Genomic DNA, 24,175 nt, shown 5'->3' with positions numbered 1-24,175 from the left:
CCGCTGAGGCGTATTTCGAGCGAAAAAAATCACGCGGCGGCAACGCCTTGCCATCGTTCCGCCGCGATCTGCGGCCACCCCCACCCGGATAGTGAGGGGTGGCCGATGTCGCTGGTGTTGATGCTGATCCTCCAGAGCGCGAGCGCGACGCTGCCGATCGAGTTCGACCTCGCGCACCTCCCCGATCGCGACCGGCTCGCGGTGCTGCAGCGCTGCCGCACCGCCAGCGCGTCCGAGATCGTTGTCTGCGCGTCGCGCCACGATCGCACGCCGCTGGCCGCCGCCGATGGCTGGGACAATCCCGACGACGAACCCGACGATGCCCGCGTCACGCGCGGCACCGGCATGGCCGCGCTGACCCCGGTCGGCGCGTGCGGCATGTTCGCCGGCCAGCGCGATTGCTCGAAGGCCGAGATGCGCCACTTCGGCTATGGCCGCGGCCGCGATCCGGTCACCTTCGTCGGCAAGCTCGCGAGCAAGCTGCTCGGCCGCGACTGATCGAACGGCGGCTCAGGCCGCGACGTCGTCCGCGTCGAGCCCGTAGGCGGTGTGCAGCACGCGCACCGCGAGTTCGGTATAATCCTCCTCGATCAGCACCGAGACCTTTATCTCGCTGGTCGAGATCGCCTGGATGTTGATCCCGCGCTCGCCGAGCGTGGTGAACATCGTCGAGGCGACGCCGGCATGGCTGCGCATCCCGACGCCCACCACCGAGATCTTGGCAACGCGCGTGTCGTGGACCAGCTCGGCGAAACCGATCTGGCCGCGCGCCTGGTTGAGCACCTCGATCGAGCGCGCGAGGTCGGCAGCGGGGACGGTGAAGGTCACGTCGGTCGACCCCGCGGCATGCGCGATATTCTGGATGATCATGTCGACGTTGATGTTCGCCTGCGCGAGCGGCGCGAAGATCGCCGCGACCGCGCCGGGCTTGTCGGGCACCGCGACCAGCGTGATCTTGGCTTCGTTCTTGTCGTGCGCGATGCCGGTGATGAGCTGGCTTTCCATGTCTTCGATCTCCTCTTCGCCCACGATCATCGTGCCGGGCAATCTATCCGCCATCGGTGCGTCCTCGCCAGTGAAGGACGACAGCACCTGGACGCGGACGCCTTCCTTCATCGCGAGCCCGACCGAGCGGGTCTGCAACACTTTCGCGCCGACCGAGGCCAGCTCGAGCATTTCCTCGTACGTCACCTTCTTCAGCTTGCGCGCACGCGGCACGATCCGCGGATCGGTGGTGTAGACGCCGTCGACGTCGGTGTAGATGTCGCACCGATCCGCCTTCATCGCCGCCGCCATCGCCACCGCCGAGGTGTCCGAACCGCCCCGGCCGAGCGTGGTGACGCGGCCATGCTCGTCGACGCCCTGGAACCCCGGGACCACCGCGACTTCGCCAGCGGCCAGGCTCGCCTCGAGCGCGACCATGTCAATATTCTCGATCCGTGCCGAGGCATGCGCGTCCGAGGTCGAGATCGCGAGCTGCCAGCCGAGCCAGCTGCGCGCGGGCACACCCGCCGCCTGGAGCGCGATCGCGAGCAGGCCGCTGGTGATCTGCTCGCCCGCCGAGACGACGACGTCATATTCCTTGGGGTCGTAGAGCGACGACGCCTCGCGGCAGAAGCCGACCAGCCGGTCGGTCTCGCCCGCCATCGCCGAGACGACCACCGCCACCTGATTGCCCGCTGCAACCTCGCGTTTGACCCGCGCGGCAACCGAACGGATGCGTTCGATTCCGGCCATCGAGGTGCCACCGAATTTCATCACGATACGGGCCATAGGTGGCAGAAGTCCTTGGGGTGGGGCTTGGGCTATTCGGGCGGTCCTGATAGGAAGCGGGCATGAACAGCGCAACCGTAACGTCTGCAACCACTATCGACCCCGCCGAGGCCGCGCATTTCGGCGCGATGGCCGCCGAGTGGTGGGATCCCAAAGGCTCGTCGGCGATGCTCCACCGGCTCAATCCGGTGCGGCTGCGCTATCTGCGCGAGCGGATCGACGCGCACTGGCTCGGCGACGAGACGGGCTTCACCCCGCTCGCCGGCAAGCGCGCGCTCGATGTCGGGTGCGGCGCCGGGCTGCTGTGCGAGCCGCTCGCGCGGCTGGGCGCGGCGGTGACCGGGCTCGATGCGGCGGCGGAGAATGTCGCGGTGGCGGCGACTCATGCCGCGCAGTCGGGGCTGGCGATCGACTATCGCACCGGCAGCGTCGAGGATCTGGGCGGCGAGACGTTCGATCTGGTCACCAGCCTCGAGGTGATCGAGCATGTCACCGACCCCGCGGGCTTCATCGCCGGGCTGGCGACCGCGCTGGCGCCCGGCGGACTGCTCGTGCTGTCGACCCCCAACCGCACCGCGCTGTCGCGCCTCGCGCTGATCACGTTTGCGGAAGGGACCGGCACGATCCCGCGCGGGACGCACGATTGGGACAAGTTCCTGACGCCCGAGGCGCTGACCGAGCTGGTGGTCGCGGCGGGGTTGAGGGTGGTCGATGTGCGGGGGCTGGGCTTCTCGGTGGCGAAGGGCTTCGTGCTTAGCGACGATACCAAGCTCGACTATTTCGTGACCGCCACCCGCTAATCCTCCCCTCCCTGAAAGGGAGGGGTCGGGGGTGGGTCGGCCCGTTGTTTCGCCGGGCGCCTGCCAAGCGAACCGCAAACCCCGCTTTTGGCGAGCGTACCGCGCCCGGGAGACCGACCCACCCCCAGCCCCTCCCTTTCAGGGAGGGGAGGCACTTTACAACCCGACCTTGCGCTCCAGCCACCGCGCTGCCGCCTCGGGCGAGACCTTGTCGGTGTCGCGATCGACCTGATAGTTTGCCTCGCGCATCGCCTCGACCGGGATGCGCCCGACCAGCGGCTGCAACGCCGCGATAAGCTTGGCATCCCCCGCCCGCCCCGGCGCGACCATCAGGATCGCGTCATAGCCCGGGATCGCCCGGCGCGGGTCGCTGAGCACGGTCAGATGCTGCGCCGCGATCCGCCCGTCGGAGGAGAAAGCCGAGATCACGTCGGCCTGACCGCTCTCGAGCGCGCGATACATGAAGGTCGGGTTGTACGCGTGCGACGCGCGGAAGCGCAGCGGGTAGGCGCGCTTCACCCCGGCCCATTCGGGGCGTTCGAGAAATTCGAGGTCCGAGCCGAGCGTCAGCCGCGGCGCCGCCGCGACGAGATCGTCGAGCGACGCGATGCCGCGCGCGCGGGCATCGTCGCCGCGCATCGCAAACGCATAGGCATTCTCGAAGCCGAGCGCGCCGAGCAGCCGCACACCCGAGGTCTTCTTCGCCCAATCCGCGATCGCCGCGACCATCGCCGGCCGCGCCGGATAATCGGCGCGCTTCATCTCGTTGGTCCAGACGGTGCCCGAATAATCGACATAAACGTCGATCGTCCCGCTCTTGAGCGCGCCGAATACCACCGCCGAGCCGAGTCCCTCGCGGTACTGCACGCGGTAGCCGGCATGTTCGAGCTGATGCCCGATCATCCGCGCCAGGATGAACTGTTCGGAAAAGCCCTTCGCGCCGATCGTGATCGTCGGCTGCGTGCGCGGCAGCAGCGGCGCGAGCGCGACCAGCACGCCGACCGCCAGCACCCCCGCCGCAACGAACGCGCGCACGCGCTTGCGCTGCGCGATGCCATATTCGATCACGCCGAGCAGCGCGTCGACCGCCAGCGCCAGCGCCGCCGCGCTGAGGCAGCCGGCCAGCACCAGCGCCCAATTCTGCGTCTGCAGTCCGGCGAAGATCATGTCGCCCAAGCTCGGCTGCCCGACCGTGGTCGACAGCGTCGCCGCGCCGATCGTCCACACCGCCGCAGTGCGGATCCCCGCCATCAGCACCGGCGCGACCAGCGGTGCCTCGACCAGCCGCAATTTCTGCCACGCCGTCATCCCGACGCCATCGGCCGCCTCGACCAGCGCGGGGTCGAGCCCGGTCAGTCCGGTCACGCCGTTGCGCAGGATCGGCAGCAGCGCATAGAGCGTCAGCGCGAGCAGCGAGGGCAGGAAACCGAGCGCGGGGATCCCGCCGCCGACCAGCCCCGACAGGAACAGCAGCAGCGGATAGAAAAGCGCGAGCAGCGCCAGGCTCGGGATCGTTTGGATGAGGCTCGCAAAACCGAGCGCGACCCGTGCGACCGCCGGCCGCCTCGCCGACCAGATCGCCAGCGGCAGGCTGATCGCCAACCCCAGCAGCAGCGCTGACGCCGCCAGCAGCAGATGCGCCGCGAGCAGATCGGGCACGCGCGTCATCGCCTCGAGGAACGGGCTGCCGCTCATGCGCCGGTCTCCAGCGCATGCAGCGCGCGCGCCTGTTCGCGCGGCACCGCGACCAGCGCGTCGGCGACCGCCCCGCCCTCACCCGCGAGCAGCGCCTTGGGGGTCGCATCGGCGACTACTTGCCCGGCGTCCATCACCAGCACGCGATCGGCGAGGATCAGCGCCTCGGCCATGTCGTGCGTCACCATGATCGTCGTCAGCCCGAGCCGGTCGTGCAGCTGGCGGATCGCCTGGCCGAGCTGGTCGCGCGTCACCGGGTCGAGCGCGCCGAACGGTTCGTCGAGCAGCATCAGCCCCGGCGCGGTGGCGAGCGCACGCGCCACGCCGACGCGCTGGCGCTGTCCGCCCGACAGCGCATCGGGCATCCGCGCGCCGAACGCCTGCGGCAGATCGACGAGCGCGAGCAGTTCGGCGACACGCGGCGCACGGTCCGGCTCGCCCGCCAGCCGCAGCCCGATCGCGATATTCTCGGCGACCGTCATGTGCGGGAACAGCCCGATATTCTGGAAGACATAGCCGATCCGCCGCCGCAGCGTGTGCGGCGCGACGTCGCCGACCGGCTCGCCGCCGATCCGCACGCTGCCGGCACTCGGCTCGATCAGCCGGTTGATCATCTTGAGCAAGGTCGACTTGCCCGAGCCCGAGCTGCCGACCAGCGCCACGAAGCTGCCGCCGGCGATCTCGACCGAGACGTCGCCGACCGCGACCGTCCCGCCGGGGTAGCGTTTGGTCACGCCGGCAAAGGCGACGGCGGGGCCGCGAGAGGTGGTGTCAGACATTGCGCTGCTTGTGCTGCACGCTCGCGCACCCGTCAAACCGGAGATTGTCGCGGCGCCGGTCGAAGCGGTCTTGTCCGACAGCCGACGCTGCCGCACAGTCGCCTTCAATCTGCGCCGCCCGCTCCGCCGGGACAGGCGAGGCCATGAGGAAACGGACAGGATGCAAAAGGCGATCTTCATCACCGGCGGCGGCTCGGGCATCGGGCAGGCGACCGCGAAACTGTTCGCCGCGCGCGGCTGGCGGGTCGGGCTCGCCGACGTCAACACCGCCGGGCTCGCGGCGACCGCCGCGATGCTGCCGGCGGGGATGGCCGAGACCTATACAATGGACGTGCGCGACCGCGACGGCTGGGTCGCGGCGCTCGACGCCTTCACCGCCACCACCGGCGGGCGGCTCGACGTCTTGTTCAACAATGCCGGGATCGGCACCGGCGGCCCGATCGCCGAGATGAGCTTCGACGATCTCGACCGCGTGGTCGCGATCAACCTGGTCGGCGTGCTCAATGGCGCCAAGATCGGCTATGCCTATCTCGCGCGCACGCCGGGATCGTGCCTGCTCAACACCGCGTCTGCGTCGGCGATCTACGGCTCGTCGGGGCTGCCGGTCTATTCGGCGACCAAGTTCGGCGTCCGCGCGCTGACCGAGGCGCTCGACGGCGAATGGTATGGCGCCGGGATCAAGGTGCGCGATCTCGTGCCGAGCTTCATCGACACGCCCTTGCTCGCGACGCCCGCGGGCAACAGCAATTATTCGATCAAGCAGGTCGTCACCAACGCCGGGCTCGAGCTGACCAACGTCGACGCGGTCGCGCAGGCGGCGTGGGACGCGGTCCACGGCGACAAGGTCCATACCTATGTCGGCAAGACCGCCGACAAGATGGCGTTCGCCGCGCGCTGGATGCCGGGCAGCTTGCGCAAGCGGATGCGCCGCGGGACGATTGGCTCAGCCCAGTAGCACGTCGATCGCCTCGGCCAGCGCGACGTCCTTGTGCGACAGCCCACCCGCATCGTGCGTCGTTAGCAATATGTCGACGCGGTTCCACACGTTCGACCATTCGGGATGATGATCGGCTTTCTCGGCAAGCAACGCGACGCGCGTCATGAAGGCGAACGCCTCGCTGAAATCGGCGAAGGTGAAGGTCCGCGTGATCGCGTCGCGCGCTTCGTCATAATCCCACTCGTCGAGCGTATCGAGCGCCTCGGCGCGGTCGTCTTCGGTCAGCGGGTCCACCCTCACGCACTGCTCTCCTGCTGGCGCGCGGCGCGCCTTCGCCGTAAGACATAGCGGATGCCGCACCCCGATCAACCGCGCACCGCGCCCGACGCCGACACGATCGAGGCGATCGCGCGCGCCACGATCGAAGGCCTGCCCGCGCAGTTCCGCGCGCATCTCGGCGAGGTCGTGCTGATCGTCGAGGACTTTGCCGACGACGAGACGCTCGACGCGCTCGGGATCGAGCATCCGCTCGATTTGACCGGCCTGTATCACGGGCGCCCGGTCGGCGAGAAATCGTCGATGGACAGCGGCGGCCTGCCCGACCGCATCCACCTCTATCGCCGTGCGATCCTCGAGGAGTGGATCGAGACCGGGGTCGATCTCACCGCCTTGGTGGCGCACGTCACAATCCACGAGATCGGCCATCATTTCGGCCTGTCCGACGATGCGATGCACGCGCTCGAAGCGGGCGCTGCATGAACGGTGCGCTCGCGCTGCACGGCGTGACCTGCCAGCGCGGCGGACGGACGCTGTTCGAACGGCTCTCGCTGGCGATCGGGCCGGGCGGCGCGGCGCTGGTGAGCGGGCCAAACGGCGTCGGCAAGTCGAGCCTGATCCGCATCGCCGCCGGCCTCCTGCGCCCCGCCGCCGGGGAGGTCAGCGGATCGCCGACGCGCGCCTTGCTTGCGGAGGCGAGCGCGCTCGACCCTGCACGGACGCTCGCCGATGCGCTCGGCTTCTGGGCGGCGCTCGACCCCACCCCGCAGCCGCGCGCGCGCGTCGCCGCAGCGCTCGATGCGGTCGGCCTCGCAGCCATCGCCGCGATCCCGGTGCGGCTGCTCTCGACCGGCCAGCGCCGCCGCGCGACGATCGCGCGCGTCGTCGCCAGCGGGGCGCCGCTGTGGCTGCTCGACGAGCCTGCCAACGGCCTCGACCTCGCCAGCGTCGCGATGCTCGAACGCCTCATTGCCGACCACCGCGCCGCGGGCGGCGCGGTGCTGGTCGCGACGCATCTGCCGCTCGCCTTGCCCGACGCCGTTCAGGTCGCACTGCGATGAGTGCGCTGTTCGTCCTGATCCTGCGCGACCTGCGCACCGCCTGGTCGAGCGGCGGCATGATCAACGCGCTCGCTTTCTTCCTGCTCGTCACGATCCTCTTCCCGTTCGCGGTCGGCCCCGACACGGTGCTGCTCGCGCGGATCGGCGGCGGGGTGATCTGGGCGGCGGCGTTGCTCGCCGCGCTGATGCCGGTCGAACGGCTGGTCGGCCCCGATGCCGAAGCGGGCGTGCTCGACCAGTTGAGCGTGCGCGGCTTCGCGATGCCGACCGTCGCCGCCGCCAAGATCGTCGCGCACTGGCTCGGCTTCGGCCCGCCCTTGATGCTCGCGGCGGTCGTCGCGGCCGGATTGCTCGGCCTGCCCGCGACGACGCTCGGCACGGTCGAGCTCGGCCTGCTGATCGGCACGCCGGGCCTGGCGGCGCTGGCGGTGGCGACCTCGGCGCTGGTTACCGGGCTGCGCGGCGCGGGATCGGTCGCCGGGCTGGTGATGTTGCCGCTCGCCGTGCCGCTGCTGATCTTCGGCGCCGGATCGCTCGACGGCGGGATGGCCGCGGTCAAGCTGCTCGCCGCGACGAGCCTCGTGCTGCTGGCGGGGGCGCCGTTCGTCGCCGGCGCGGCGATGCGCAGCGCGCTCGACTGACGCTCAGCAGGGCTTTGCGCGTCCTAGCCGCGCGACCAGCGCGCGAAGATCGCGGTCGGCAGCAGCAGCCCGCGAGCTTCCTCGCGCACCGCCATCTCGCCGACCTCGACCGTCCCGCCAAGATCTGCCAGCGCCTGGCGCACCACTTCGCCGATCGCCAGCGCCGACATGCGCACGGCATAGACGGTCAGCACGAGGAACTTGCTGTCCTTGTCGAGCAACCGCGCACAATCGGCGATCAGGCTGGGCAAGCCTTCCTCGAGCTTCCACACTTCACCATCGGGCCCGCGACCGAATTTGGGCGGATCGAGGAAGATGCCGTCGTAGCGCTTCTCGCGTCGCACTTCGCGCGCGGCGAACTTGGCGGCGTCGTCGACCATCCAGCGGATCGGACGGTCCGACATGTCCGACAGAAACGCATTGGCCTTGCCCGCATCGACCGATTTCTTCGAGGCATCGACATGCGTCATCGCCGCGCCCTTCGCCGCCAGCGCGAGGGTGCCGACGCCGGTATAGCCGAACAGGTTGAGCACCTGGTCACCCTCGGCGACCTGCCCGCGCATCCACTCCCACTGCGGCGCCATGTCGGGGAAGAAGGCCAGGTGGCGGAACGGCGTATTCTGCGCGGTGAACAGCACCTCGTTCCAGCGCACGTGCCAGCCGCCGCGCGGTACGTCGCGCGACAGATGCCAGCGCCCGCCGCCATCCTCGTCCGACGCGCCGATGAAGTCGCCATCGGCTTCCCAGCTGTCCGCCGCCGGTGCCCACATCGCCTGCGGCTCGGGGCGGATGAAGCGGAAGCGACCGTAGCGCTCGAGCTTGCGGCCGTGCCCTGAGTCGACGAGGCCGTAATCCTGCCAGGGTTCGGCGATGAGGGTGACGAGGTCGTTCACCGCGCGCTCGCCCGCTCGGCGATATACGCCGTGACAGCCTCGAACGTCCCCGGAAGCGAGGCGTAGCGTTCCTCGCGCTGGAACAGGTCGCCTATCCGCGCCGGCAGCACCGGCCGCTGCCCCGTCGCGCGCTCGACCGCGTCGCGGAACTTGGCGGGGTGCGCGGTCGCCAGCGTGACGACGGGCACGTCGGCCGGCAGATCGGCGCGCCGTGCCGCCGCCAGCCCGATCGCGGTGTGTGGATCGAGCACCTGCCCGCTCGCCTCGCACGCCCAGCGCATCGCCAGCGCCATGTCGTCCAAGTCGATCCGGTCGCTCGCGAACAGCGCGCTCGCACCCTGCGATTGCGCGTTGGTCAGCCGCATCGCCTTGCTCGCCTCGAACCCGCGCATCTGTTCGCCCAGCGCCGCGCCGTCGCGCCCGCCGAGATCGAACAGCAACCGCTCGAAATTGCTCGACACCTGGATGTCCATCGACGGGCTCGGCGTTGGCACGACCGCCCCTTGCGAATAGTCGCCGCTGCTCAGCGCGCGGTGGAGGATGTCGTTGACGTTGGTCGCGACGATCAGCTTGGCGACCGGCAGCCCCATCTTGGCCGCGACATAGCCTGCGAACACATCGCCGAAATTGCCCGTCGGCACCGAGAAGGCGACCGGCCGCTCGGGCGCGCCGAGCCGGACCGCGGCGTAGAAATAATAGACGATCTGCGCCATCAACCGCGCCCAGTTGATCGAATTGACCGCCGACAGCGCGAACTGGCCCGAGAAGGCAGGATCGTTGAACATCGCCTTCACCAGCGCCTGCGCATCGTCGAAGCTAGCCTCCTCGAGCGCGATGTTGTGGATGTTGGGCGCGATCACCGTCGTCATCTGGCGGCGCTGGACGTCCGACACGCGCCCCTTGGGGTGAAGCATGAAGACGTCGACCCCGGCGCGCCCCGCAAGCGCGTCGATCGCCGCCGAGCCGGTATCGCCCGAGGTCGCGCCGACCACCGTCACCTGCTGCGTCGACCCGGTCAGGAACCGCTCGAACAGCAGCCCGAGCAATTGCAGCGCGACATCCTTGAAGGCGAGCGTCGGGCCGTGGAACAGCTCGAGCAGCCACTGCCGCTCGTCGAGCTGCGCGAGCGGGACGACCGCGGCGTGCGCGAAGCGGCCATAGGCCTGCGTGCACAAGCCGCGCAGTTCGGCCTCGTCGAGCGTGCCCTCGACGAACGGCAGCATCACCGCCACCGCCGTGTCGACATAGGACAGGCCGCGCAGCGCGGCGATCTGCTCGGTCGAGAAGCTCGGCCAGCTCTCGGGCAGATAGAGTCCGCCATCCTTGGCAAGGCCCGCGAGCGTTACGTCGCGAAAGTCGAGGGTCGGCGCGGAGCCGCGCGTGCTGATATAGCGCATGGCCGTAGCGGTTAGCGGGGCGGAGGCGACTCGGCAACCGTTCGCCGCCGCAGCGCCAGCGCATAGATAATTGCGGCGAGCGCCGCGAACACGAACCATTGTACCGCATAGGCCAGATGATTGTTCGGCACTGCCGTCAGATCGGGGCCGGGGTTCGCGTCGAGTCCGGCCGCCGGCGGATCGGCGACTAGCATCAGCGTCTTGGGCGTCCCCTCGCCGACCATGCCCGCGATCAGCGCGGCATGGTCGGGCGCGTAGGTCAGGTAGCCGGCGACCGGCCCGCCTTTCCAATTGGGCTTGGCGTGGGGGTCGTTGCCGAAGCCGAGCTGAACCTTGAAGCCCGGCCCCTCGGCGCCGGTGCGGCACTGAGCGATCTGGCGCCAGCCGGTGCCGCCGCGCGCGTTGCGGCCGCCTTCGATCGCGAAGCTCGTCGGCTCGAGGCAGAGCGCGCTCGCGCGGCGGAAGAGCAGGCCGCTGTCGGTCGCATCGCGCGGAAACGCCATCGGCGGCAGCGTTGCGTTGCGCGCGTAGCGGGCGAGCAAGGCCGCCTTCTCGCTCCGCCGCTCGAGCTGCCAGACGCCGAGCCCGATCATCGCGACGATCGCGAGCGCGACGATGATCGTCGGGATGACGGGAACGCGTTTCATGGTCGCGGCTCGGGCGAGGCGATGCGCCCTTCATGCGCGGCGGTGCGATATTCCGAGCCGAGCAGCGCCGCCTTGGCGATGCGCAGCGATCCAACCACGCTGACCACGGTGACCGGCAACCAGATCAGCATCTGCAACCAGATCGGCGGGCCGTAGGCGAGCTGGATCGTGATCGCGAGCCCGACGACGATCGCGCCGAGCACCAGCGTCAGGATCGCCGCCGGCCCGTCGCCGACGTTGAAGGTCGTGAAATCAAGCCCGCACGTTTTGCAGCGATCGCTGAAGTCGAGCAGTCCCTTGAACAGCCCCGGCGCGCCGCAGCGCGGGCACAGGCCCTTGAGCGCCGCCGCGACGGGAGGCGCCGCAACGGGCGTCGGCGTGACGGCCTCGGCCCGCGGCTCGGTCATCGCCTCATCCGGCGTGGACCGGTGCGCCCCAGCCACCCCAGACGTAGATCGACACGAACAGGAACAGCCACACCACATCGACGAAGTGCCAGTACCAGGCAGCGGCTTCGAAGCCGAAATGCTGCTTGGGGGTGAAGTCGCCGCGATAGACGCGGATCTGGCAGATGATCAGGAAGATCGTGCCGATCATCACGTGGAAGCCGTGGAAGCCGGTCGCCATGAAGAAGGACGCGCCATAGTTGAGCCCCTTGAAGGGGAAGGGCGCCTCGGCATATTCGTAGGCCTGGATGCAGCTGAAGATCAGACCGAGCACGATCGTCAGCCAAAGCCCCTTCTTCAGCCCGTCGCGGTCACCGTGGATCAGCGCATGATGCGCCCAGGTGATCGTCGTGCCGCTGGTCAGCAGGATCAGCGTGTTGAGCAGCGGGAAGCGGAAGGCGTCGATCACGTCGAGGCCCTTGGGCGGCCAGGTCCCCGCGACGTCGCTGACGACGCTGACCGTCTTGGCAACCGAATCGTACGCTATGTGCGCCGGGAACAACGAGAAATCGAAGAACGCCCAGAACCACCCGACGAAGAACATCACTTCGGAGGCGATGAACAGGATCATGCCGTAGCGCAGGTGGAGCTGCACCACCGGCGTATGATCGCCGGCATGCGCTTCCTTAATGACCTGGTTCCACCAGCCGTACATCACCGCGAGCACGCCCGCGACGCCGGCGTAGAAGATCAGCCCGCCACCGGCCGCCGAATGCATCCACATGATGCCGCCCGCCGCCATCACCAGCGCCGCCATCGAGCCCGCCAGGGGCCAGATGCTGGGCGGCAGGATATGGTAATCGTGGTTCTTGGCGCCGGCCATGGGTTTTCCCTCTTCTGGTCTAATCCGTCCCTACGCTTCCGCTCTAGCCTTTGGCCTTCGCGGAATCCACCGGGTAAAATGTGTAGCTGAGCGTGATCGTCTGGACGTCGCTTGCGTCGGGATCCTGCAGGATCTTGGGGTCGACGAAGAAGATCACCGGCATCCGCGCGGTCTCACCGGGCTTGAGCGTCTGCTGGGTAAAGCAGAAGCACTGGATCTTGGTGAAATATTTTCCGACTTGATACGGCGTCACGTTGAACGTCGCGGTGCCGGTGATCGGCTTGTCCGACATGTTGGTCGCGGTGAAGAACGCCATGTCGCGCGCGCCGATGTCGACCGTCTCCGACGGGTGCTCGGGCGCGAATTTCCACGGCATGTGCGGCGCGACGTTGGTGTCGAAATCGATGCGGATCTGCCGGTTGACCGCGCCCGGTGCGACCAATCCGCGTTGCGTGGTGCCGTTGAGCCCGGTCGCCTGGCAGAACATCCGGTAGAGCGGGATGCTCGCCCAGCCGAGCCCGGTCATGAAGCAGATGCCGAGGACGGCAAAGAGCGCGGTGCGAAGCTTGCCGTCGAGGACCATCAGTGTGGCATCCCTGCCTTGATTTTGGCGATGGTGATCGCGAACACCAGCACGACAAACGCGCCGAGGATCACGCCGAGCACCGCGGCACGCGTGCGTTGGCGCTTGCGGACGAGGTCGGCGTGCGGGTCGCCCGGCGGGTTGGGGATCATGCGGTCAGCCGATCGAAAGCGAGGGAGGCGAAGATCACGAGGATATAGCCGATCGAATAGACGAACAGATAGCGTTCGGCCTTCATCGCCTTGGGTGTAGGTGCCGCCGCGGCGACCACCCATACGGTGAGCCCGAGGAAGATTGCCGACGTTGCCGCTGCGATCACGCCATAGGTCGTTCCCGCCAGATCGAGCGCCCAGGGCGACACTGCCGCCGCGGCCATCAGCACGGCGTAGAACAACATCTGCCAGCGCGTCGTGCGCGCGCTCGCCACGACCGGCAGCATCGGCACGCCGCCCTTGGCGTAATCGTCGCGGATCAGCAGCGCGAGCGCCCAGCTGTGCGGCGGAGTCCACAGGAAGATGATCGCGAACATCAGCAGCGGCAGCGTCGAGATGCTGCCGGTCGCCGCGACCCAGCCGATCAGCGGCGGGAAGGCACCGGCGGCGCCGCCGATGACGATGTTCTGCGGCGTACGGCGCTTGAGGCCGACGGTGTAGACCAGCACGTAGAACAGGATCGACGCGGCGAGCAAGGCGGCGGCGATCAGCCCGATCGCCATCCCCATCAGCAGCACCGAGAAGACGCCCAGCGCGACGCCGAACTGGAGCGCGGTCTCGCGGTCCATCTTGCCCGCCGGCAGCGGCCGGTTGGCGGTGCGCTTCATCAGCGCATCGATGTCCGATTCATACCATTGGTTGAGCGCCCCCGCCGCGCCCGCGGCCAGCGCGATGCACAGGATCGCGGTGAAGGCGAGCACGAACGGCAGCTGCACCGGCGCCGCGAGCATCCCGCAGAGCGCGGTGAACACGACCGAACGCATCACGCGCGGCTTGGTCAGCGCGAAGAAATCGCGCCAGTCGGCGGGCAGCGTGGCGGTCGGGGTAAGCGTGGTTACGGTCATTTCACTTCTTCCCCCCTCCCGCTTGCGGGAGGGGTCGGGGGAGGCCTGTCGAGAAAGGCCCCCACTGCCCTCCCCTAGCCCCTCCCGCAAGCGGGAGGGGAATAAGAAGCGCCCTTCCCCGCGTACGGAAGAGGGCGTTTCACGCTCAGTCGATCCGCGGCAGCGTCTCGAACTGGTGATACGGCGGCGGACTCGACAGCGTCCATTCGAGCGTCGTCGCGCCGTCGCCCCACGGATTGTCGCCGGCCTTCTTGCCCGACATCAGCGAGATGACGAGGTTGACGAAGAACACGACCATCGACGCCGCCATGATCATGTAGCCGATCGAGGCGACCCAGTTCCACTGCGCGAGCGCATCGGTATAGTCGGGCACGCGGCGCTGCATGTTCTGGAGCCCGAGGAAGTGCATCGGGAAGAACAGGACGTTCACGCCGATGAAGAACACCCAATAGTGTACCTGACCGAGGAACTCGTTGTACATCTTGCCCGACATCTTCGGGAACCAGTAATAGAAGCCGCAGAACAGCGAGAACACCGCGCCGAGTGACAGCACGTAGTGGAAATGCGCCACCACGTAATAGCTGTCCTGCATGTAATCATCGATGCCGCCGTTGGCGAGCACGACCCCGGTCACGCCGCCGACGGTGAACATGAAGATGAAGCCGATCGCCCACAGCATCGGGGTCTTGAAGCTGATCGAGCCGCCCCACATCGTCGCGATCCACGAGAAGATCTTGATGCCGGTCGGCACCGCGATCACCATCGTCGCCGCGGTGAAGTACATCTTGGTGTTCACGCTGAGACCGGTGGTGAACATGTGGTGCGCCCACACGACGAAGCCGACAACGCCGATCGCGACCATGGCGTACGCCATGCCGAGATAGCCGAACACGGGCTTCTTCGAGAAGGTCGAGATCACCTGGCTGACGATGCCGAAGCCCGGCAGGATCATGATGTAGACCTCGGGGTGACCGAAGAACCAGAACAGATGCTGGTAGAGGATCGGATCGCCGCCGCCGGCCGGATCGAAGAAGGTCGTGCCGAAGTTGCGATCGGTCAGCAGCATCGTGATCGCCGCGGCGAGCACCGGCAGCGCGAGCAGCAGCAGGAAGGCGGTGACCAGCACCGACCACACGAACAGCGGCATCTTGTGCAGCGTCATGCCCGGCGCGCGCATGTTGAAGATCGTCGTGATGAAGTTGATCGCGCCGAGGATCGACGAGGCGCCCGCGAGATGGAGCGAGAGGATCGCCATGTCGGTCGACGGCCCCGGCTCGCCATAGGTCGAGAGCGGTGCGTAGAGCGTCCAGCCGTTACCCGCGCCACCGAAGAAGGGCGAGGCGAGCAGCAGCGTGAACGAGGGGATCAGCAGCCAGAACGAGATGTTGTTCATCCGCGGGAAGGCCATGTCGGGCGCGCCGATCATGATCGGCACGAACCAGTTGCCGAAGCCGCCGATCATTGCCGGCATCACCATGAAGAACACCATGATCAGGCCGTGCGCGGTGATCAGCACGTTCCACAGATGGAGCGAGTGATCGAGCCCCTGCTCGCCACCGGGCAGGAAGCTCGCCCAATAGCCGAGATATTGGATGCCGGGATGCGCCAGCTCGGCGCGCATCAGGCCCGAGATCGCGCCGCCGATGATCCCCGCGGTGATCGCGAAGATCAGGTACAGCGTCCCGATGTCCTTGTGGTTGGTCGACATGAACCAGCGCGCGAAGAACGACATCTGGTGATCGTCATGTGCGTGCGCATCCGAGTGCGGGTGCGCGTCGAACGCGTGCGCGGTAAGAGCGGAGTCGGTCATGGCTTATTGTCCAACTGTGCCGGCGCCGGCGGCGTTGGCCGTCGCGCTCGTGTTTCTGACAGGTCCGGTGGCGGTGCCGGCTTCGACCGGACCGGTGACGTTCGCGGTCACGTCGGTAGCGGGTGCGGCGGCAGCAGGTGCCGCGGTGACCGGCGCTGCGGCCGCGCCCGGCATCGTGCCGCCCTTGGCCTTGACCCACTGCGCGAAGACGTTCGGGGCGACCGCCACCACCGTGATCGGCATGTAGCCATGGCGCGCGCCGCACAGCTCGGAGCAGACGCCGAAATAGACGCCTGGCTTGTCGATCGTGAAGCTGGTCTCGTTCAAGCGACCGGGGACGGCGTCGAGCTTGATCCAGAAAGCCGGGATTTCCCAGCTGTGGATCACGTCGTTCGAGGTGGTGATCAGGCGGATCGGCACGCCGACCGGGAGCACGACGCGATTGTCGGTCGCCAGCAGGCGCGGGCCGTCGGCGGCGGTACGGGCGCGCTCGCCCTTGCCGACCTCATTGGCCTCCTTGAGCATGTTCGAGGTGACCTCGAACCCGCCATTGTCGGGATATTGATACGACCAGTACCACTGGTTGCCGATCGCCTTGAGCGTCACCGCGGTCTTCGGCGCGGGCTTGTACTGCGCCTGCAGCAGCCCGATCGAGGGGAGCGCGAGGCCGAGCAGGATCAGCACCGGCAGGCCGGTCCACAGCACTTCGAGGATCGTGTTGTGCGAGGTCTTCGACGCGACCGGGTTGCGCGCGCGGCGATAGCGGAACACCACCCACATCAGCAGCAGCAGCACGAAGATCGTGATCGCGGTGATCGTCGGCACCAGCAGCCAGTTGTGGAACCACAAGGCCTGGCGGCCATTCGGCGTGACCTGCGGCTGGATGGTGATCAGGCCGTCGACCGGCTGGCCGACCTTGGGGTCGATCGCGACCGCCGGGCCACCGTCGACCGCGAGCATCGGGTCATTCGACACGACAGGAGCAGGAGCGGCAGCAGGGGCTCCAGCAACGGGAGCGGCACCGGCAGCTTGGGTGACCGGAACGATCGGCGCGGCTTGGGGTGCAGCGTCTGCGGCCCCGATGCTTAGCATCGCGAGGCCTGCGGCCAGCACGATCGATTTGATCCCGATCATACGCATCTTCTGCTTCTACCCTCTGCGAGCACCGCTTTTACGGCATTATCAAGACGGGGATACGCCTCTATACCTTGGCCTATAGCAGGCTCGGCTCTCGCCTCAACCCGCGTAACCGCCTTTTTTGGCGCAATCGTTGCGTCGCGCCGCCTGTAACCCTAATCAGCCGGCTCTTCCTGCAGGACCATCACGCCATGACCGACGACGACGTTCTCGCCGAATTCCGCGCCGCAGAGGCGCTGCTCGAAGGGCATTTCATCCTGTCGTCGGGGCTGCGCAGCCCGCGCTATCTGCAATGCGCGCGCGTGCTGATGGACCCAGCGCGCGGCGCGCGGCTGGCCGACGCGCTCGCCGCCCGCCTGCCCGCCGAGATCCGCAGCCAGATCGCCGCGGTGATTTCGCCGGCGATGGGCGGCGTCATCGCAGGGCACGAGATGGGCCGCGCGCTCGGCGTACCAGCGATGTTCCTCGAGCGGCCCGAGGGCGTGTTCGAACTGCGCCGCGGCTTCCGCATCGCGCCGGGCACCAAGGTGCTGATGATGGAAGACGTCGTCACCACCGGGCTCAGCTCGCGCGAGGCGATCGCCGCGATCGGGCGCGCCGGCGGCGAGACGATCGCGGCGGCGGCACTGGTCGACCGCTCGAGCGGCACCGCCGAGCTCGGCGTCCCCTTCTTCCCGCTGATCGCGCTCGACGTTCCGACCTACGCCGCCGACGCACTGCCGCCCGAACTCGCCGCGATCCCGGCGATCAAGCCGGGGAGCCGCGCGGCATGACCCGCGACCTCCGCCTCGGCGTCAACATCGATCATGTCGCCACCGTCCGCAACGCGCGCGGCTCGGGCTATCCCGATCCGGTACGCGCGGCGTTGCTCGCTGCCGAGGCGGGCGCCGACGGCATCACCGCGCATCTGCGCGAGGACCGGCGGCACATCACCGACGACGACATCGCGCGCCTGTCGCAGCAGCTGACGATCCCGCTAAACCTCGAAATGGCGGCGACCGACGAGATGCTGGCGATCGCGCTGCGCCACCGTCCGCACGCCGCGTGCATCGTCCCCGAAAAGCGCGAGGAGCTGACCACCGAAGGCGGGCTCGACGCCGCCGGGCGCTACGATCGGCTCGCGCCCTTGGTCGCGGCGTTGCGCGATGCGGGGATTCGCGTCTCGCTGTTCATCGAACCCGACGCGCGGCAGATCGACGCCGCGATCCGGCTCGGCGCTCCAGTGATCGAGCTGCATACCGGCCGCTATGCCGAGATCGACGGCGAAGCGCGGACGCTCGAGCTGCGCCGCCTCGCCGATGCGGCGGCCCTGGCTGCCAAGAACGGGATCGAGATCCATGCCGGCCACGGCCTGACCTACGCCAACGTCGCGCCGATCGCCGCGATCCCGCAGGTCCGCGAGCTCAACATCGGCCATTTCCTGGTCGGCGAAGCGCTGTTCGTCGGTCTGGCCGAATCGGTCCGACAGATGCGCTCGGCGATGGACGCGGCACGGTGAAGCGCGCGCAACCTGCTCCCCTCCCGCTTGCGGGAGGGGCCGGGGGAGGGCCTGTTCTCGCTAGCGCGGCACTCGAGGCACGCCCCTCCCCTAACCCCTCCCGCAAGCGGGAGGGGGATTGGGCATGATCATCGGCCTCGGCTCCGACCTGTGCAATATCGAGCGGATCCAGGCATCGCTCGACCGTTTCGGCGACCGCTTCGAAAACCGTGTCTTTACAGACGTCGAGCGCGCCAAGGCGGCGCGCCGGCCGTTCACCAAGGCCGGCACGCTCGCCAAGCGCTTCGCCGCCAAGGAAGCTTTTTCGAAAGCGGTCGGTACCGGATTCAAGGCTGGCGTGTTCATGCGGGACATCGGCGTGGTCAACGCCCCCTCCGGAGCGCCGACGCTGGCGCTGAGCGGCGGGGCGAAGGCCAGGCTTGACGCACTGACTCCCGACGGCCACGTCGCAAAGGTACATTTGACGATGACCGACGATCATCCCTGGGCGCAGGCCTTCGTGATCATCGAGGCGGTCATGAAGGACAGCGTATGAGTGAGGATCTGGCCCTGGGCACGGAAGAGATGACTGAGCCAGGCAAGCCCGATGCCGCCACCCCGCCGGCCCGCAAGCCGCGCACCGACTGGCTCGGCGAGCTGCGTGGCATCTTCTGGCTAATCCTCGCGGTGCTCGGTTTCCATACCTTCATCGCCAAGCCGTTCTACATCCCGTCCGAATCGATGCTGCCGGGCCTGCTCGTCGGCGACCAGCTGGTGGTGAGCAAATTCCCCTACGGCTGGTCGTTCGTCTCGCCGACCTTCCATCTGCTGCCGTTCATCCATGGCCGACTGCTCGGTCGACTGCCCGAGCGCGGCGACGTCGTGATCGTGACGCCGCCCGGGACCGAGACCGACTATATCAAGCGGCTGATCGGCTTGCCCGGCGACCGGCTCGAGGTGCGCAACGGCACCGTCATCCTCAACGGTGTCCCCGTGAAGCGCGGCCCGCTGCATTATGTCGACATTCCCAATTATGGCGGCCTCCAGCTTCCCCCACCCGAGCGCGAGACCTGCGACCTGGGCGACGATGCACTGCGCACCGGCCCCGACGGCAAGGCCGTCTGCCACGTTCCCGTGGTCACCGAGACGTTGCCCAACGGCCGCCATTACGACACGGTCGAGCTCGGCGAATCGGTCGGCGACAATTACAAGGAAGTGACGATCCCCGCAGGCCATGTCTTCCTGATGGGCGACAATCGTGACCGCAGCGCCGACAGCCGTTTCAGCCTGGCGGAGCAGGGCCTGGGCGGTCCGGTGCCGTGGGAATATCTCGGCGGTCGCGCCGAATTTGTCACTTTCTCGAAAACCGGCCTGGGCAGCTGGAACCCCCTGACCTGGGGTCAGTCGTTCCGCGCCGGTCGGTCGGGCACATCCCTGCATGCGGAGCGTAATCCTTGAGCGATACCCCCCAATCGGCCCAGCTCGTGACCGAACCGGCGCCCAACGAACTGCGCGATCCGTTCGTCCGCAAGGAACTCACGCGCGCGACGGTGTGGCTCGGACTGGCCTGTGGAATCGCGCTATTCGTGCTGCTGGTGCATCCGCTGCTGATCATCTTCGGCGGGCTGGTGTTCGCCTCGATGCTCGATGGCGGCGTGCGGCTGCTCGGGCGGGTGCTGCCGATCGGGCGGTCGTGGCGGCTGCTGATCATCGTCCTGCTGACGGTGCTGTTCCTCGTCGGGCTGGTGTGGCTGACCGGCGTCCAGGTCACCGCGCAGTTCGCGCAGCTGCAACAGACTTTGATCAGCCAGGCATCGCGTCTCGCGGCCTGGGCGACGAGCAAGGGCATCATGCCGCAACAGACCGACATCAGCGGCATGCTGCAGCAGGCGCTCGGATCGTTCGGCAAGCTGACGGGCTATGTCGGAATCGTGTTCAGCGCCTTCGCCAGCCTCGTCATGGTGCTGGTGATCGGCCTGTTCGTCGCGATGGAGCCGCGCCTCTACGGGCGCGGTCTCGAATGGATGATCCCGCGCGAGGCGCGTCCGCGCTTTGCCGGGACGATCGACGAAATGGCAAAGACGATGCGCCGCCTGCTCGCCGGGCGCCTGTTCGGCATGGCGCTCGAAGGCGCGATGACCGGCGTGGCGCTCGCGTTCGCCGGTGTGCCGATGGCGCTGGTGCTCGGCATCATCACCGGCCTGCTCGCGTTCATCCCCAACATCGGCGCGATCACCAGCGGCATCCTGATGGTCGCGGTCGGATTCAGCGCCGGGACACAAACCGGCTTCTGGGCGATCGGCATCTATGTCTTCATCCAGGCGGTCGACGGCTATGTCGTGATCCCGATGGTCGCAAAGAAGACGGTCGACCTGCCGCCTGCGCTCACGCTCTCGGCGCAGATCCTGGCCGGTACGCTGTTCGGGATCCTCGGCCTGACGCTCGCCGACCCGATGACCGCTATGATCAAGGTTGCGCTCGAACGCAGCTCGGAGGCGGAAAGCGAGGCGGAAGCGTGATCCTCTACGATTATTGGCGCTCGTCCGCCGCCTATCGCGTCCGGATAGCGCTCAACCTGAAACGGATCGCCTATCGCAGCGTGGGCGTCGACCTGACGCAGGGCGCGCAGCGCGCGCCCGAGTTTCTCGCGCGCAACCCGCAGGGGCTGCTCCCCGCGCTCGACATCGGCGGTACGGTGCTGACGCAGAGCCTGGCGATCATCGACTATCTCGAGGCGACGCACCCGACCCCGGCGCTGCTGCCCGCCGACCCGATCATCCGGGCGCGCGTGCTCGCGCAGGCGCTGGCGATCGCCGCCGACATTCACCCGATCGACAATCTGCGCGTGCTCAACCGGCTGACCGCGCAATTCGGCGCGGACCAGGAGGCGCGCGAGGCGTGGTATCGGCACTGGGTGGTCGAGGGCCTCACCGCGCTCGAGGCGATGACCGCCGACCTGCCGGGACCGTTCCTCGGCGGCGACGCGCCCAACCTCGCCGACGTCTGCCTGATCCCGCAGCTCTACAACGCGCGGCGCTTCGCGGTACCGCTCGACGCCTGGCCCCGCCTGTGCGCCGCCGACCAGGCAGCGCTGGCGCTACCCGAGATCGCCGCCGCGCACCCCGACGCGGTCAAGCCGCGCGGTTGAACCGCCGTTCGAGCACGACTTCGTCGAACAGGTCGAGATAGGCGGCCGCGGCATCTTCGCCCGGCTGCGGCACCGGGCGCGGGCGGCGCTGCCCGCGCGCGAGCCAGTGGTCGAGCGCAGCGACGAGCGCCGCCGGATCGTCGGGTGCGACGATACTGCCCAGCGTCGGGCTCGACACGATCTCGCGCACCGCGACGCTCGAATCGGTGCTGATCACCGGCGTGCCGACCGCGAGCGATTCGCGCAGCACGCCGGGCACGCCTTCGAAATCGGAGACTAGCGCGAGCGCGGCGGCGCGCTTGATGATCGGCGTCGGGTCGGCGACGTGGCCGGGCAGCGACACCCGCCCGCCAAGCCCGCGCGCGGCGATCTGCGCCTCGAGCGCGGACCGCTCGCTGCCTTCGCCGACGATCATCAGCGCGACATCGCGGTCCGCGATCGTCGCGAAGGCATCGACCAGCCGGTCCCAGCGCTTTTGCGGCGCGAGCCGCCCGACCCCGACGAGGAAGCGCCCGGTCGGCAGCGGCGGCAGCGGCGCGCCCGGCACCGCGCGGACCGGCGGATTGGGGATGACGCTCAACATCGCCGCGCTCGCGCCCATCTCGGTGCGCGCTTCCTCGGCCATCGCCGGGCTCATCGCGACGAGCCGATCGACGAAGCTCGGATGCCAGCGCAGCCAGCGGCGATACGCCATCGCCAGCGCCGCGCCATGATCGCGCCGTACCAGCGCGTTCGAGATCTTGGCGACGATCGGCGGGCATTCCCGCCCGAGTCGCACCCTGGTCCACGCCGCGAGCGCCGAATAATGATTGCCCGGGCAGAACAGGATGTCGGGCCCGATCTCGTGCGTCAGCGTGGCGAGCGCGCCCATGCCGAGCATCGTCGAGCGACCGATCAGCCGTGTCTCGACTCCGGCCGGCAGCTCGCGAGCGAGCGGTCCGGCGGCATCGCCGACAACGAGCGTCACGCGCCGCCCGAGATCGGTCCACCCGTGCACCAGGCGCAGCAACGCCTTCTCGACCCCGCCGCCATCGAGCGTCTGGGCGAAGGCAAGAATGTGCGCAGCGGGGGGGCGGGGGCTCAGCATAGGAGGCAATGTGTAACGCGAGTTTGTCGCAAAGGTTTCGCATAGGTGGCCATAAACGCTGGTTTTCCGAAAAGCTCGACGCGGCGTGTCGGAGCCCCGCGCGCGGGCCGATTTGCCGCGCCACACTTCTGCCGCTAAAGCGCGCCAAGGCATCGCCGAGACCGGCTTGAACCAGCGGACAAACGCGCCACGTGACAAAATCGACGATTGGGCCCGGCATCGGCGCCGCGACACCTCCCCCGGGTGGCGCCATCCCCTTGCCGCCCGTGCCAGGCTTCGACGCCACACCCGATTTCACGGGCCCCGATCTCGCGGGGCTGGAACCGATGAAGCCGCTCAAGCGACGCTGGCCGGCCTTCCTCGGCGCGGCGGTCACGGTCGTGATGATCGTCTGGCTCGCGCTGAAGCTGCGCGCACTCGGGGTCGACAGCCTGATCTCGGCAATGCCGACCAACCCGCTGTTCTACCTCTTCTTCGCCTTGCTCTACATCGCGCCGGTCACTGGCGACTTCATCATCTTTCGCCGGCTGTGGGGAATCCCGGCGGCGGGGTTCGTCGCGCTGACCAAGAAGCGCATCGCCAACGACATCCTCAATTATTCGGGCGAGGCCTATTTCTACGCCTGGGCGCGGCAGCGTTCGTCGATGGTCGCGGCGCCGTTCGGCGCGGTGAAGGACGTCAGCATCCTCTCGGCGATCGCCGGCAACATGGTGACGCTGGCGATGATCGCGGTCGCCATGCCGCTCGGCATCGGCCTGCTCACCCCGCACGGCCTGCACAATGCGATCTGGTCGGTGATCGCGGTGTTCGCGATGTCGCTGCCGTTCCTGATCTTTTCCAAGCGCGTCTTCTCATTGCCGCGCGCGACCTTGTGGTGGATCTTCGGCATCCATTGCCTGCGCTTGATCGCGGGCTGCGTGCTGATCGCCTTCACCTGGCATTACGGCCTGCCGACGGTCACGCTCGGCATGTGGCTGCTGCTGTCGGCGGCGCGGATGATCGTCGGGCGCTTGCCGCTCGTGCCGAACAAGGACCTTCTTTTCGCCACCTTCGCCACCCTATTGATCGGGCAAGACGCGGAACTGTCGGTGCTGATCGCGGTGACCGCGGCGCTGCCCCTGCTCGTCCATGTCGTGTTGATCGCGATCTTCGGGCTGGTCGGCCTGGTGAGGAAGAATTGAAGATGCGCAAGATTCTGGCTGGCGTGGCAGCGCTGCTCGCAGCGTCCCTGCTCCCGACGATGGCGTCTGCCGCGCAAGTGCTCGGCAGCGATGCGGCGGCGTGCAGCGCAGGCGGCCCGGCGATCCGCGTCAATGTCGAAGGGCTGAAGGACCGCACCGGCGAATTGAAGCTCGAACTCTATCCCGCGACCGAGGCCGATTTCCTCAAGGACGATCGCGACCTGATCAAGGAAGGCAAGTTCTTCCGCCGCGTGCGGCTGCCGACCCCGCAGACCGGGCCGATCAGCCTGTGCATCCGCGTGCCGACCCCCGGCCCCTATGCCTTGCTCTTCACGCACAATCGCGACGGCAAGAACAAGTTCAACTTCTGGGCGGACGGCGCGGGCTTTGCCAGCAACGTCAAGCTCGGCCGTACCCGCCCCAAGCTCGACATGGCGCGGATCGTCGTACCCGAGGGGGTTGTGACGACGACCATTCGCGCCCAATATCTGCGCGGGCTCGGTGGCTTCAGCCCGCTCGGGAGCTGA

At 68.2% G+C, this 24,175-nt stretch carries 29 protein-coding genes; 14 read left to right on the top strand and 15 right to left on the bottom strand.

Annotated features, from left to right (window positions below):
* Positions 1-105: 105 nt before the first annotated feature.
* A complete protein-coding gene (locus tag U1872_RS16890; protein ID WP_332794080.1) occupies positions 106-498 on the top strand; it encodes a hypothetical protein in 393 nt (130 codons plus the stop codon).
* 12 nt (positions 499-510) lie between these two features.
* Here the strand turns inward: U1872_RS16890 and U1872_RS16885 are convergent, their stop codons facing one another.
* Complete coding sequence (locus tag U1872_RS16885) at positions 511-1,773, bottom strand: aspartate kinase (RefSeq protein ID WP_332794079.1); 1,263 nt, start codon at positions 1,771-1,773, stop codon at positions 511-513.
* A gap of 62 nt (positions 1,774-1,835) precedes the next feature.
* Between U1872_RS16885 and ubiG the strand changes: the two genes are divergently transcribed.
* Positions 1,836-2,573: a bifunctional 2-polyprenyl-6-hydroxyphenol methylase/3-demethylubiquinol 3-O-methyltransferase UbiG gene (ubiG, locus tag U1872_RS16880; protein WP_332794078.1), complete on the top strand. Its 738-nt coding sequence runs from the start codon at positions 1,836-1,838 to the stop codon at positions 2,571-2,573.
* A gap of 156 nt (positions 2,574-2,729) precedes the next feature.
* Here ubiG and U1872_RS16875 read toward each other — a convergent pair whose 3' ends face one another.
* Both U1872_RS16875 and U1872_RS16870 read right to left on the bottom strand, forming a co-directional pair.
* Positions 2,730-4,268 carry an ABC transporter permease/substrate-binding protein gene (locus tag U1872_RS16875; protein WP_332794077.1) on the bottom strand — a complete coding sequence of 513 codons (1,539 nt, stop codon included), beginning with the start codon at positions 4,266-4,268 and terminating at the stop codon, positions 2,730-2,732.
* Positions 4,265-5,047 (bottom strand): ATP-binding cassette domain-containing protein, encoded by a 783-nt coding sequence (locus U1872_RS16870; protein WP_332794076.1) that lies wholly within the window; start codon positions 5,045-5,047, stop codon positions 4,265-4,267. Before U1872_RS16870 ends, U1872_RS16875 begins: the two co-directional genes overlap by 4 nt.
* A 160-nt stretch (positions 5,048-5,207) precedes the next feature.
* On the opposite strand from U1872_RS16870, the gene U1872_RS16865 reads away from it, so the two are divergent.
* A complete protein-coding gene (locus U1872_RS16865) occupies positions 5,208-6,002 on the top strand; it encodes an SDR family oxidoreductase (protein WP_332794075.1) in 795 nt (264 codons plus the stop codon).
* Here the strand turns inward: U1872_RS16865 and U1872_RS16860 are convergent.
* Entirely contained in the window at positions 5,991-6,284 is a 294-nt protein-coding gene (locus U1872_RS16860; protein WP_332794074.1) for a 4a-hydroxytetrahydrobiopterin dehydratase, read from the bottom strand. The two genes, U1872_RS16865 and U1872_RS16860, sit on opposite strands and share 12 nt — an antisense overlap.
* A gap of 51 nt (positions 6,285-6,335) precedes the next feature.
* Between U1872_RS16860 and U1872_RS16855 the strand changes: the two genes are divergently transcribed.
* The 3 genes from U1872_RS16855 to U1872_RS16845 are packed head-to-tail and all read left to right on the top strand — an operon-like array spanning position 6,336 to position 7,962.
* Positions 6,336-6,743, top strand: coding sequence for a metallopeptidase family protein (locus U1872_RS16855; protein WP_332794073.1), 408 nt, complete (start codon positions 6,336-6,338; stop codon positions 6,741-6,743).
* Positions 6,740-7,321, top strand: a complete 582-nt coding sequence (ccmA, locus tag U1872_RS16850; RefSeq protein WP_332794072.1) for a heme ABC exporter ATP-binding protein CcmA — start codon at positions 6,740-6,742, stop codon at positions 7,319-7,321. The genes U1872_RS16855 and ccmA overlap by 4 nt, the downstream gene beginning before the upstream one ends.
* Entirely contained in the window at positions 7,318-7,962 is a 645-nt protein-coding gene (locus tag U1872_RS16845) for a heme exporter protein CcmB (RefSeq protein ID WP_332794071.1), read from the top strand. Before ccmA ends, U1872_RS16845 begins: the two co-directional genes overlap by 4 nt.
* A gap of 23 nt (positions 7,963-7,985) precedes the next feature.
* On the opposite strand, the gene U1872_RS16840 is transcribed toward U1872_RS16845, so the two are convergent.
* The 10 genes from U1872_RS16840 to coxB all read right to left on the bottom strand — a co-directional run bounded on the left by U1872_RS16840 (position 7,986) and on the right by coxB (position 16,752).
* Positions 7,986-8,855, bottom strand: a complete 870-nt coding sequence (locus U1872_RS16840; RefSeq protein WP_332794070.1) for an RsmD family RNA methyltransferase — start codon at positions 8,853-8,855, stop codon at positions 7,986-7,988.
* Positions 8,852-10,252, bottom strand: a complete 1,401-nt coding sequence (thrC, locus tag U1872_RS16835) for a threonine synthase (RefSeq protein WP_332794069.1) — start codon at positions 10,250-10,252, stop codon at positions 8,852-8,854. Before thrC ends, U1872_RS16840 begins: the two co-directional genes overlap by 4 nt.
* An 11-nt stretch (positions 10,253-10,263) precedes the next feature.
* On the bottom strand, positions 10,264-10,899 hold the full coding sequence (locus tag U1872_RS16830; RefSeq protein WP_332794068.1) for an SURF1 family protein: 636 nt from the start codon (positions 10,897-10,899) through the stop codon (positions 10,264-10,266).
* Positions 10,896-11,306, bottom strand: a complete 411-nt coding sequence (locus U1872_RS16825) for a DUF983 domain-containing protein (protein ID WP_332794067.1) — start codon at positions 11,304-11,306, stop codon at positions 10,896-10,898. The genes U1872_RS16830 and U1872_RS16825 overlap by 4 nt, the downstream gene beginning before the upstream one ends.
* Positions 11,307-11,310: 4 nt before the next feature.
* Positions 11,311-12,168: a cytochrome c oxidase subunit 3 gene (locus U1872_RS16820; RefSeq protein ID WP_332794066.1), complete on the bottom strand. Its 858-nt coding sequence runs from the start codon at positions 12,166-12,168 to the stop codon at positions 11,311-11,313.
* A 43-nt stretch (positions 12,169-12,211) separates the two neighbouring features.
* Entirely contained in the window at positions 12,212-12,751 is a 540-nt protein-coding gene (locus tag U1872_RS16815; RefSeq protein WP_332794065.1) for a cytochrome c oxidase assembly protein, read from the bottom strand.
* Positions 12,751-12,903 carry a cytochrome c oxidase system small membrane protein gene (locus U1872_RS16810; protein WP_332794064.1) on the bottom strand — a complete coding sequence of 51 codons (153 nt, stop codon included), beginning with the start codon at positions 12,901-12,903 and terminating at the stop codon, positions 12,751-12,753. The genes U1872_RS16815 and U1872_RS16810 overlap by 1 nt, the downstream gene beginning before the upstream one ends.
* A complete protein-coding gene (locus tag U1872_RS16805; protein ID WP_332794063.1) occupies positions 12,900-13,808 on the bottom strand; it encodes a heme o synthase in 909 nt (302 codons plus the stop codon). Before U1872_RS16805 ends, U1872_RS16810 begins: the two co-directional genes overlap by 4 nt.
* A gap of 145 nt (positions 13,809-13,953) precedes the next feature.
* Positions 13,954-15,618 carry a cytochrome c oxidase subunit I gene (gene ctaD, locus U1872_RS16800; RefSeq protein ID WP_332794062.1) on the bottom strand — a complete coding sequence of 555 codons (1,665 nt, stop codon included), beginning with the start codon at positions 15,616-15,618 and terminating at the stop codon, positions 13,954-13,956.
* Positions 15,619-15,621: 3 nt separating this feature from the next.
* A complete protein-coding gene (coxB, locus tag U1872_RS16795; protein WP_332794127.1) occupies positions 15,622-16,752 on the bottom strand; it encodes a cytochrome c oxidase subunit II in 1,131 nt (376 codons plus the stop codon).
* A gap of 194 nt (positions 16,753-16,946) precedes the next feature.
* On the opposite strand from coxB, the gene pyrE reads away from it, so the two are divergent.
* The 6 genes from pyrE (at position 16,947) to maiA (ending at position 21,380) form a co-directional block, all read left to right on the top strand.
* A complete protein-coding gene (pyrE, locus tag U1872_RS16790; protein WP_332794061.1) occupies positions 16,947-17,528 on the top strand; it encodes an orotate phosphoribosyltransferase in 582 nt (193 codons plus the stop codon).
* Positions 17,525-18,253: a pyridoxine 5'-phosphate synthase gene (locus U1872_RS16785; protein WP_332794060.1), complete on the top strand. Its 729-nt coding sequence runs from the start codon at positions 17,525-17,527 to the stop codon at positions 18,251-18,253. Before pyrE ends, U1872_RS16785 begins: the two co-directional genes overlap by 4 nt.
* A gap of 124 nt (positions 18,254-18,377) precedes the next feature.
* On the top strand, positions 18,378-18,788 hold the full coding sequence (gene acpS, locus U1872_RS16780) for a holo-ACP synthase (RefSeq protein ID WP_332794059.1): 411 nt from the start codon (positions 18,378-18,380) through the stop codon (positions 18,786-18,788).
* Positions 18,785-19,690 carry a signal peptidase I gene (gene lepB, locus U1872_RS16775; protein ID WP_332794058.1) on the top strand — a complete coding sequence of 302 codons (906 nt, stop codon included), beginning with the start codon at positions 18,785-18,787 and terminating at the stop codon, positions 19,688-19,690. Before acpS ends, lepB begins: the two co-directional genes overlap by 4 nt.
* Complete coding sequence (locus U1872_RS16770; RefSeq protein WP_332794057.1) at positions 19,687-20,751, top strand: AI-2E family transporter; 1,065 nt, start codon at positions 19,687-19,689, stop codon at positions 20,749-20,751. The genes lepB and U1872_RS16770 overlap by 4 nt, the downstream gene beginning before the upstream one ends.
* Positions 20,748-21,380, top strand: coding sequence for a maleylacetoacetate isomerase (maiA, locus tag U1872_RS16765; RefSeq protein ID WP_332794056.1), 633 nt, complete (start codon positions 20,748-20,750; stop codon positions 21,378-21,380). Before U1872_RS16770 ends, maiA begins: the two co-directional genes overlap by 4 nt.
* On the opposite strand, the gene U1872_RS16760 is transcribed toward maiA, so the two are convergent.
* A complete protein-coding gene (locus U1872_RS16760) occupies positions 21,364-22,467 on the bottom strand; it encodes a glycosyltransferase (protein ID WP_332794055.1) in 1,104 nt (367 codons plus the stop codon). The genes maiA and U1872_RS16760 overlap by 17 nt on opposite strands.
* Before the next feature lie 326 nt (positions 22,468-22,793).
* Here U1872_RS16760 and U1872_RS16755 point away from each other — a divergent pair, with 326 nt between their 5' ends.
* Both U1872_RS16755 and U1872_RS16750 read left to right on the top strand, forming a co-directional pair.
* The gene (locus U1872_RS16755; RefSeq protein WP_332794054.1) at positions 22,794-23,648 is read left to right on the top strand and encodes a hypothetical protein; all 855 of its coding nucleotides are present in this window, start codon (positions 22,794-22,796) and stop codon (positions 23,646-23,648) included.
* Between the two features lie 2 nt (positions 23,649-23,650).
* A complete protein-coding gene (locus U1872_RS16750) occupies positions 23,651-24,175 on the top strand; it encodes a DUF2141 domain-containing protein (RefSeq protein WP_332794053.1) in 525 nt (174 codons plus the stop codon).

Source organism: Parasphingomonas frigoris (assembly GCF_036663815.1).
In the GTDB taxonomy this organism is placed as follows: domain Bacteria; phylum Pseudomonadota; class Alphaproteobacteria; order Sphingomonadales; family Sphingomonadaceae; genus Sphingomonas.
This window is presented reverse-complemented; position numbering and strand designations above follow the sequence as displayed.